The sequence below is a fragment of the Rhizobacter sp. genome, from assembly GCF_035702065.1.
GTDB lineage: Bacteria > Pseudomonadota > Gammaproteobacteria > Burkholderiales > Burkholderiaceae_C > Rhizobacter.
Window position 1 is genome coordinate 1 of record NZ_DASSRA010000378.1, and the last position, 8,327, is coordinate 8,327.

The 8,327-nt window shown below is 68.1% G+C and carries 10 protein-coding genes; 3 read left to right on the top strand and 7 right to left on the bottom strand.

Going from position 1 to position 8,327, the window contains the following annotated elements; translation table 11 throughout:
- The 3 genes from VFL64_RS16660 to arsA form a co-directional block, all read left to right on the top strand.
- Positions 1-229: low molecular weight phosphatase family protein (locus tag VFL64_RS16660; RefSeq protein ID WP_489541498.1), on the top strand; the 229-nt coding region annotated here is incomplete at its 5' end.
- 1 nt (position 230) lies between these two features.
- Positions 231-1,304, top strand: coding sequence for an ACR3 family arsenite efflux transporter (gene arsB / locus VFL64_RS16665; protein WP_489541499.1), 1,074 nt, complete (start codon positions 231-233; stop codon positions 1,302-1,304).
- Positions 1,305-1,374: 70 nt separating this feature from the next.
- Positions 1,375-3,375 (top strand): arsenical pump-driving ATPase, encoded by a 2,001-nt coding sequence (gene arsA / locus VFL64_RS16670; RefSeq protein ID WP_489541500.1) that lies wholly within the window; start codon positions 1,375-1,377, stop codon positions 3,373-3,375.
- Between the two features lie 90 nt (positions 3,376-3,465).
- On the opposite strand, the gene VFL64_RS16675 is transcribed toward arsA, so the two are convergent.
- The 7 genes from VFL64_RS16675 to VFL64_RS16705 form a co-directional block, all read right to left on the bottom strand.
- A complete protein-coding gene (locus tag VFL64_RS16675) occupies positions 3,466-3,999 on the bottom strand; it encodes a thioredoxin domain-containing protein (RefSeq protein ID WP_489541501.1) in 534 nt (177 codons plus the stop codon).
- Positions 3,999-4,826 carry a quinoprotein dehydrogenase-associated SoxYZ-like carrier gene (locus VFL64_RS16680; protein WP_489541502.1) on the bottom strand — a complete coding sequence of 276 codons (828 nt, stop codon included), beginning with the start codon at positions 4,824-4,826 and terminating at the stop codon, positions 3,999-4,001. Before VFL64_RS16680 ends, VFL64_RS16675 begins: the two co-directional genes overlap by 1 nt.
- On the bottom strand, positions 4,823-5,785 hold the full coding sequence (locus VFL64_RS16685; RefSeq protein WP_489541503.1) for an MBL fold metallo-hydrolase: 963 nt from the start codon (positions 5,783-5,785) through the stop codon (positions 4,823-4,825). The genes VFL64_RS16680 and VFL64_RS16685 overlap by 4 nt, the downstream gene beginning before the upstream one ends.
- 1 nt (position 5,786) lies before the next feature.
- Positions 5,787-6,335 carry an SRPBCC family protein gene (locus VFL64_RS16690; protein WP_489541504.1) on the bottom strand — a complete coding sequence of 183 codons (549 nt, stop codon included), beginning with the start codon at positions 6,333-6,335 and terminating at the stop codon, positions 5,787-5,789.
- 16 nt (positions 6,336-6,351) lie between these two features.
- Entirely contained in the window at positions 6,352-7,320 is a 969-nt protein-coding gene (locus VFL64_RS16695) for a YVTN family beta-propeller repeat protein (RefSeq protein ID WP_489541505.1), read from the bottom strand.
- A complete protein-coding gene (locus tag VFL64_RS16700) occupies positions 7,296-7,679 on the bottom strand; it encodes a hypothetical protein (protein WP_489541506.1) in 384 nt (127 codons plus the stop codon). The genes VFL64_RS16695 and VFL64_RS16700 overlap by 25 nt, the downstream gene beginning before the upstream one ends.
- Positions 7,680-7,710: 31 nt before the next feature.
- Positions 7,711-8,327 (bottom strand): hypothetical protein (locus tag VFL64_RS16705; protein ID WP_489541507.1); only part of this gene is annotated, 617 nt, incomplete at its 5' end.

Sequence of the window (8,327 nt, forward strand, 5' to 3'; positions counted from 1 at the left end):
AGAGCCGTGCCCGGTCTTCTTCGGCGGCAAGGGCGGCCACCCGGTCAAGGTGCACTGGGGCTATCCAGATCCGTCGAATGCCGAGGGCGGTGACGAGGGCAAGCGCCGCGCGTTCGAACTCACACGGCAGGCCATCGGCTACCGCATGCTGCAGTTGCTCGCGTTGCCGCTGGAGACGATGGATCAAGCTGCGATGCAGAACGCGCTCGCGGAGATTGGGAGAAGTTGAGATGAGCACCAGCACCTTGCCAGCCCGCGCCGAAGCGCCGGTGCCGATGAGCGTCTTCGAGCGCTACCTCACCGTTTGGGTGTTCCTGTGCATCGTCGTCGGCATCGCGTTGGGCCAGATGCTGCCCGGCCCGTTCCAGGCCATCGGCCGCATGGAGGTCGCCCAGGTCAATCTGCCCGTCGGCCTCTTGATCTGGGTGATGATCATCCCGATGCTGCTGAAGGTGGACTTCGGCGCGCTGCACCAGGTGAAGCAGCATTGGCGTGGCATCGGCGTCACGCTCTTCGTCAACTGGGCGGTCAAGCCATTCTCGATGGCGTTGCTGGGCTGGCTCTTTGTCCGCCATGTCTTCGCGCCGCATCTGCCGGCTGGGCAACTCGACAGCTACATCGCCGGCCTGATCCTCCTGGCTGCGGCGCCCTGCACGGCGATGGTCTTCGTCTGGAGCCGGTTGACCAACGGGCATCCGCTCTTCACGCTGAGCCAGGTGGCACTGAACGACACCATCATGGTGTTCGCCTTCGCGCCCATCGTCGCGCTGCTGCTCGGCCTGTCGTCGATCACCGTGCCCTGGGACACGCTGCTGACCTCGGTGGTGCTCTACATCGTCATCCCGGTACTGATCGCCCAGGCAAGCCGCAAGGCGCTGCTGGCCAGAGGCCAGGCGAGCTTCGATGCGGCGCTGGCCAGGGTCGGCCCGTGGTCGATCGCCGCACTGCTCGCCACGCTGGTGCTGCTGTTCGCCTTCCAAGGCGAGGCCATCCTGAAGCAGCCGCTGGTGATCGCCATGCTTGCAGTGCCCATCCTCATCCAGGTGTTCTTCAATTCGGCGCTCGCCTACTGGCTCAACCGCCGCCTCGGCGAGTCGCACAGCGTGGCCTGTCCGTCGGCGCTGATCGGCGCGAGCAACTTCTTCGAGTTGGCGGTGGCCGCTGCGATCAGCCTCTTTGGCTTCGAGTCGGGCGCGGCACTTGCCACGGTGGTGGGCGTGCTGATCGAGGTGCCGGTGATGCTGCTGGTGGTGCGTCTCGTCAATCAGAGCAAAGGATGGTACGAAGCGGGGGCCAAGGCATGAGCTTCCTCAGCGACGGCGCGGTGTGATCTGCGTCAACGTCGCGCCCGGCCGTCAGTGCACAGTCGACGAGATGAACATCCCCCTCAAGATCGACGTCCTGGGGTCGGGCTGCAGCAAGTGCCGCAGCACGGTCGGCCTCATCGAACGCACCGCTGCAGACGCCGGCATCGAGATCAAGCTCGCCAAGGTCGAGAACCCGGACGACATCCGTGGCTACGGTGTGCATGCCACGCCGGCCGTCGTGATCGCGGGCCAGGTGGTGCACAGCGGTGGCATTCCGTCACACGAAGCGGTGCAGGCCTGGTTCAGGCGAACAGCCATCGGATTCCTGGAACGACCGACCCGGCATCTCTTCTTCACCGGCAAGGGCGGCGTGGGCAAGACCTCACTGTCGAGTGCCGCCGCACTCACCCTGGCCGACGCCGGCAAGAAGGTGCTGCTCGTGAGCACCGATGCCGCGTCGAACCTCGACGAGATGCTGGGCATCGACTTGCGCAACACGCCGGTTCCGGTGCCGGGTGCACCGGGCCTGTCGGTGCTCAACATCGACCCCGACGCGGCGGCCGAGTCGTACCGCCAGCGGGTGCTGTCCCAGATGGAGAGCGGCACACCGGACGAAGAACTCTCGAAGGTGCGCGAGCAGCTGTCTGGCGCCTGCACGACGGAGATCGCATCCTTCGACGAGTTCTCCTCTTTGCTGGCCGAGGGGGCCGGCCCTTGGGATCACGTCATCTTCGACACCGCGCCGACCGGCCACACCCTGCGGCTGCTGAGCCTGCCCAAGGCCTGGACCGGTTTCCTGGCGGGCAATGACCGTGGCGCATCGTGCCTCGGCCCGCACTCGGGCCTGAAGATGCAAGAGGCCCGGTTCAATGCCGCCCTCGCGGCGCTCAGCGATCCAGCGTTGACCACCGTGATTCTGGTGACACGGCCCGATCGAGGCGCGATCACCGAGGCGGCGCGCACCTCGCTGGAGTTGCGCACTCTCGGCCTCGACAACCAGCGGCTGGTGGTCAATGGCGTGTTCCACGCGAATGACCGGCGCGACGCCGTGGCTTGTGCCATCGAAGATCTCGGCCGACAAGCTCTCGACGCCATGCCGCACGCGCTGCTCGAACTGCCGCACGATGAGGTGCCACTGCGAGCATTCGACACGGTCGGTCTGCCGGCCCTGCGGGCCCTGCTGATGCCCGCCGCCGCGAAGGTTGCCGAGTCGACAAGCGACGAGGATCACCCGCTGCCACTTCCCGGTCTGGCCGCACTCGTCGACGAACTGGCAGCCTCGGAGCGCGGCGTGATCATGGTGATGGGCAAAGGCGGTGTCGGAAAGACGACGATCGCTGCGGCCTTGGCGGTCGGCCTGGTGCAGCGGGGCAAGACGGTGCACCTCAGCACCACCGATCCGGCGGCGCATCTGGCTGGCACGCTCGAAGGCGAGCTGCCGGGCCTGGTGGTCAGCCGCATCGATCCGAAGGCCGAGACGCAGCGCTACATCGACAAGATCATGGCGGCCAAGTCGCCCCAGCTCGACCCACAGGAGCAGGCCTTGCTGCTGGAAGACCTCCAGTCGCCCTGCACGGAAGAGGTGGCCGTCTTCCATGCGTTCTCGCGCCTCGTCGCCGAAGGGCGCAGCGCGTTCGTGGTGCTCGACACCGCGCCAACCGGGCATTCGATGCTGCTGATGGATGCAACAGGCGCCTACCACCGCCAAATGACCCGGGAGTTTGATGGCCACGGCGCCACACGCGTTGTGACGCCACTGATGCGCCTGCAAGACCCGGCCTACACCAAGATCATCCTGGTGACCTTGCCCGAGGTGACACCGGTGTCGCAAGCGGCGGCGCTGCAAGAAGACCTGCGGCGAGCCCGCATCGAGCCCTATGCGTGGCTGCTGAACAAGAGCCTGCTGGGATCGGGGACGCACGACCCTCTGCTCAGGGCGAGGCTGAGCCAGGAGCGACAGCAAATAGATCGGATCTCCGCAGGAATGGCCGAGCGGCTATTCGCCCTGCCGTGGCTGCCGGTGCCTCCAACCGGACTCAGGCAACTGTCGAGCCTTGTACACGCTTGAGATGCTGCGCCACATTCTTCAGGGGTCCGGCGCCACTCGAGGGTTCGCCACTCCCACGGACTCCCTTGCTCCGGGCACGGCGCGCGTGGCCTATTGAACGAGATTCAGGATCTCGAGCTGCTCGTCCACCGTCTCGAAGGTGCCGGTGCCGGCGGGCATGGGCATCAGCGGCTTCAGCTGCGCATCGAACAACCACACGCTGGGGTAGACCAGCATGCGGGCACGCTCGTCGTTGATCGAACGCTGGAAGTCGGCGTAGACCAGCGAGTTGCCGCCCACCTTGAAATAGAGCTGGCCCTGCGTCGTCGACAGCGAGCTGCGCAGGTCGACCACGAGCCAGGGCTTGAAGTGTGGCACCAGCTCGCGGGCGTTCTGCGCGAGGAAGGTCTCGTAGCGCCGGCAGTAGGGGCAGTCGTCGGCGCCGAGGTAGACGTACAGCCGCTTCTTCTCGCGCTGGGCGCGGGCGAGCGCGGGACCGAGGTCGAACTCGCTGCGCCCCGCACTGAGCCTGGGCTCGACCACCAGCGGCTTGTAGGCCGGCGGGATGCCGGCCGTGTGGGCCCAGGCGGGCGCGCTCGCCGCGAAGGCGAACGCGATGAGGCCCAGGTGCCGCCGGTTCAACATCACCCGACCTGCAGCGTGCCGGTGTAGTGCCGCTCTTTCGAGTCCACCACCTCGGCGCGCAACTCGCCGGGCGCGTGCGGCACGAAGTTGAAGCGCCAGGTCGGGTTCTCGCTGATCGAGAAGTCGAGGTCGGCGTCGAAGATCTTGCGGCCCGCGAAGCTCACCTCGATCGTGCGCACGAAGTACGAGGGGATGTACATCACCGTCACGTTGTTCAGCTCGAAGCCGGTGTCGTTGGGGTGGATCACGGTCACGTCGGCGGTGGTGGGCTGGCCGATCTTCGGCGGTGCGGGCAGCTTGAAGAGGGTCTTGCCGATCAGCTCCGGCGAGTCGCGGTTGGGCGGTGCCGAGCAGCCGCCGGAGGTCTTCACGTAGCGCGAGCTCATGTGCAGCTCGCCGTTCGACAACTCGCTCACCACGCGCACGTGGCTGTATTCGTCCACGCGCAACCGCGTCTCGAAGTCGGCCTGGCCCACCTCGCGCGTGAGCTCCAGCGTGGCGGCCAGCGGCGAGGGGTTCTTGTCGACCAGCAGGTGCATGCGCTTCACGTAGAGACCGGGCGTCTGCGCGAGGTTGGAGACGATCTTCACCGGCACCGAGGCGCCGTAGGCGGCACGCAATGGCGCACTGAGTTGAACGCGGCCCGAGCTGCTGTCGATGGGCCGCGTGCCGAAGAGCTTGCCGCGCAGCTCTTCCCATTGGGGCGAGAGGTCGTTGTGGCCGGTGTTGCTGGGCAGGCCGCCGACGGCGGCACGTGCGGCGGGTGCCAGGGGCAGGGCGCCGAGGCCGAGCAGGAGATGGCGGCGCAAAGGTGATGTGAGCTTCATGGTGCCGATGCTCCTCGGGGTGACTTGTAGAGCTGCTCGCGTTCGTAGCGCAGGTAGACAAGGGCCGCGTTGCGCCGGTGCACCGTGTCGTACTGGTCCCAGCCCGCGAACTCGGGCAGCGAGGTCGCGTCGGGCACGTCGCTCAGCGGGGCTCCGCCGCTTTGCAGAGCGTGCGCCCGCGCGGACAACTGGTCAAGGTAGCGGTCCACCTGATCCACCATGCGCCGGTCGCCGTCCGGCCCGTGGCCGGGCACGAACACCTCGGCGGGCAGGGCGCGCAGCGTGCGCAGCGCCTCGCGCCAGCGGGGCAGGTCGCTGTCGATCACGTCGGGGATGCGCTTCGAATCGAGCAGGCCGCCGGCGAACAGCGTGCGGCTGCGCGGGTCGTACACCGCGATGTCACCCGGGCCGCTGGAATGGCCGAAGTACAGCACCTGGATCGGCCGCCCGATCGGCGTGGCGGCGTCGAAGCCCTGCGGGTCGGTGAAGGTGAGGTCAGGCTTGAACATCGCGGTGCCACGCATCGCGTCTTCACCCAGCGTGCTGCGCAGCGTCTTCAGGCAGGTCTCGCAGCGCGAGGCCATCAGCTCGGCGGCCGCCTGGTGCATCGCGATCGGAATGCCCTGCTCGCGGAAGGCGAGGGCGCCGAACAGGAACTCCTGCTTGGTGTGGGTGATGAGAGCCAGCTTCACCGGCCGGTCGGTCACGCTGCGGATGGCCGCCAGCAGCGCACGGCCATGCAGGTAGGAGGTGCCGGTGTCGATGGCGAGCACGCCGGTGCGTCCGACGATGAAGCCGGCGTTGCCCACGCGGCCGAGGTTGCTCGCGTCGGGCTCGCCGCCGGTGCCCGGCACCAGGTAGACGCCCGCCGCCAGCTCGACCGGCGCAGGCTCGGCCGCGTGGGCGCTGAGTGCGGTCAGCGCCCCCAGGGCCAGAACCACTGCACCCACCCACCTCATCTCATCCGCCTTCGGCCAGCTTCTTCAGGTTCGCCAGACCGCCCTGGTAGACGCCAGTGACGGCCTTGACCGCGGCGTCGTCGTTGCGATCGGGCGGTGGGTCGTTCTGCGGGTAGCCGCGGTAGAAGGCGCCACGCCATTCGACGGTTGCCTGGTTGCTGCCGCTGGCCGTGACGAGGATCGTCGAGGTGTAGTTGGTCACTGGCAGTGCGCCACCGTCTTTCGCGCGGTAGCTGTACTTCATGGCTGCGTCGTCGTAGCCCTCCAGCGTCTCGGTCAACTCGCCGCCGCCCTTGAGCTTGAGCGCGCGCACCGAGCCCACGGTGTTGCCTTGCGAGGCGGGGCTTTCGGCGACGGCCGGGTGCCAGTCCTTCAGCGCGTCGAAGTTCCTGATGCGTGCCCACACCGCGGCGGCTGGTGCGTTGATGGTGATCTTCTCGACCACCTTCTGCCGCGTCGGGCCGTGGGCGCCGCCGGTCATCGGCGCGGCGCCGAGCATCGTGAACGCGGTCATGGCTGTGAGCCAGCCGCCGGGCAGTTTCATGGGCATGAGGGGTTCCTTTGCTTCATGGGGAAGAAGGTGCGCCGATGAAGGCGCCGAAGCCGCGGCTGTTCTTGCCGGTGGCGATGTGGTGCAGAGCCCGCCCGCTGGCGGCGTCGAGCACGCTGACCTGGTCGTCCATCCAGTTCACGACATAGACCTTGTCGCCGTGCGCGGCCACGCCCTCGGGGTAGCCGAAGCCGCCCAGCGTGCGCAGCACCGTGAGCGACTCGGTGTCGACCACGCTCACGCTGTCGTCGTGCTGGTTGGTCACGTAGAGCAGCGCGCCGCCTTGCGCCAGCGCTGCACCGTAGGGCGCCTTGCCGACCTTCACCGTGGCGATGACACGCAAGGCGCGGGTGTCGCGTGCGTCGATCACCGAGACGTCGTCGCTCTGCACGTTGAGTGCATAGAGCCGCTGGCGCGCTGCGTCGAACAGCAGCGCGAACGGGTGGCTGCCGACACCCACACGCGACAGCACGCGGGGCTCGCGCACGCTCACCACCGCCACGCTGTCGTCGTCGCGCTCGGCCACGAACACGGTGTCGTTGTCGGTGTGTGCGGCCACGCCAGCCGGCGCGCGGCCCACCGTGATGCGGGCCAGCTCGGCGCCTGGGCCGCGGGTGTCGAACACCATCAGCCGGTTGGCGTACCAGTCGGCGGCAAAGAGCAGGCGGCCATCGGGCGACGCGTCGATGCCCACTGGCCCCTCGCCCGCGGCCAGCGTGCCCACCACGCGCTGCTCGCGCATGTCGATCACCGAGATGCTGCGGCTGTCGGGGTTGGAGACGAACACCTTGCCCGCGCGCGAGCTGGCCACCACGCCCGCCGGTGCGCGGCCCACGCCGACCGTGCTCACCACTTGCTGGGTGGCGAGGTCGATCACCGACACGTCGTGGCTGCCCTGGTTGGTGATGTAGGCAAACGGCGCGGCCAGCGCGAAGGCCGGCAGCAGCAGCGCCGCCGCGGCTACTTGGTGTCGTTGATGAAGCACGCCTTGTGCACCTGGGCCTGCAGTTCGCGGTAGCGCTTGATCTGCGGCTTGACGCTCTCGTTGTCGCGCAGCGCGCCGCCGCGCTCACCGCCGATCGACATCGCGTTGACCACGGTGGTCATGCCCACGTAGTCGTCGTAGGGCACGGCGCTGGCCATCGCGTCGATGGCGCACGAGCACTTGTTGATCATCTCGAAGTGCGGGCCGGGGTGGGTGCGCATGCACTCCTGCACGTAGATCACGCGCTCCTGGGTGGGGAAGTCGTTGGCCGCCTGCGTGGCGGTCGCGGTGGCGGGGGCGGTCGCGCAGCCCACGAGCGGCAGTGCGAGCAGGCAGAGCAGTCGGTGCAGGGGGTTCATGGCGTGTGTCCGTGGGTTCGAGGCCGTGTGATCAGGGGCGTGTGGCGACCGCATCGGCGCCTTCGATCAGCATCTCTTCGGTCAGCACCGGCGGCGCGTCGGTCTTGGTCGCCGCCACGCGTGTGCGGATGCCGAGCACCCCGCCGGGCACCGCGTTCGACAGCCAGAAGCGGTACTCCTTGCCGGCCAGCGCCTCGTAGCGGTAGCGGTTGGGGTCGTCGAGGTAGGGCCGGAACACGATCTCCTGTCCGGCGACGGTGCGGCCCTGGTAGCGGAACGAGGCCGGCGCGACGGTCGCGCCCTGGTACACCGCCATGCGGATGCGCTTGCGGAAGTAGTTCTCCGGGCCCTTGGTGAGCCGGTGCATCTCGCGGATGTCGTGCTCCAGGAAGTACAGGATTACCGGGTTGGCCTGCGCCTTGTCGATGGCGGGCAGCGAGAGCTGGTGCGCGCCGCTCAAAAAGGCCGCCGTGGCCGCGCAGCAGCGGCCGTCGGCCTGCTTGCTCAGCATCACCGCCACGCTGTCGTCGAAACCCGTCTCCAGGCTGCCGGCCTTGCGGAAGCTGTAGCGCAGCGTCGAGGGCGGCCGCGTGTTGCCCAGGTGATCGGCCATGAAGATGGCCTGCTCGGCCGGCGAGTAGTCCTGCG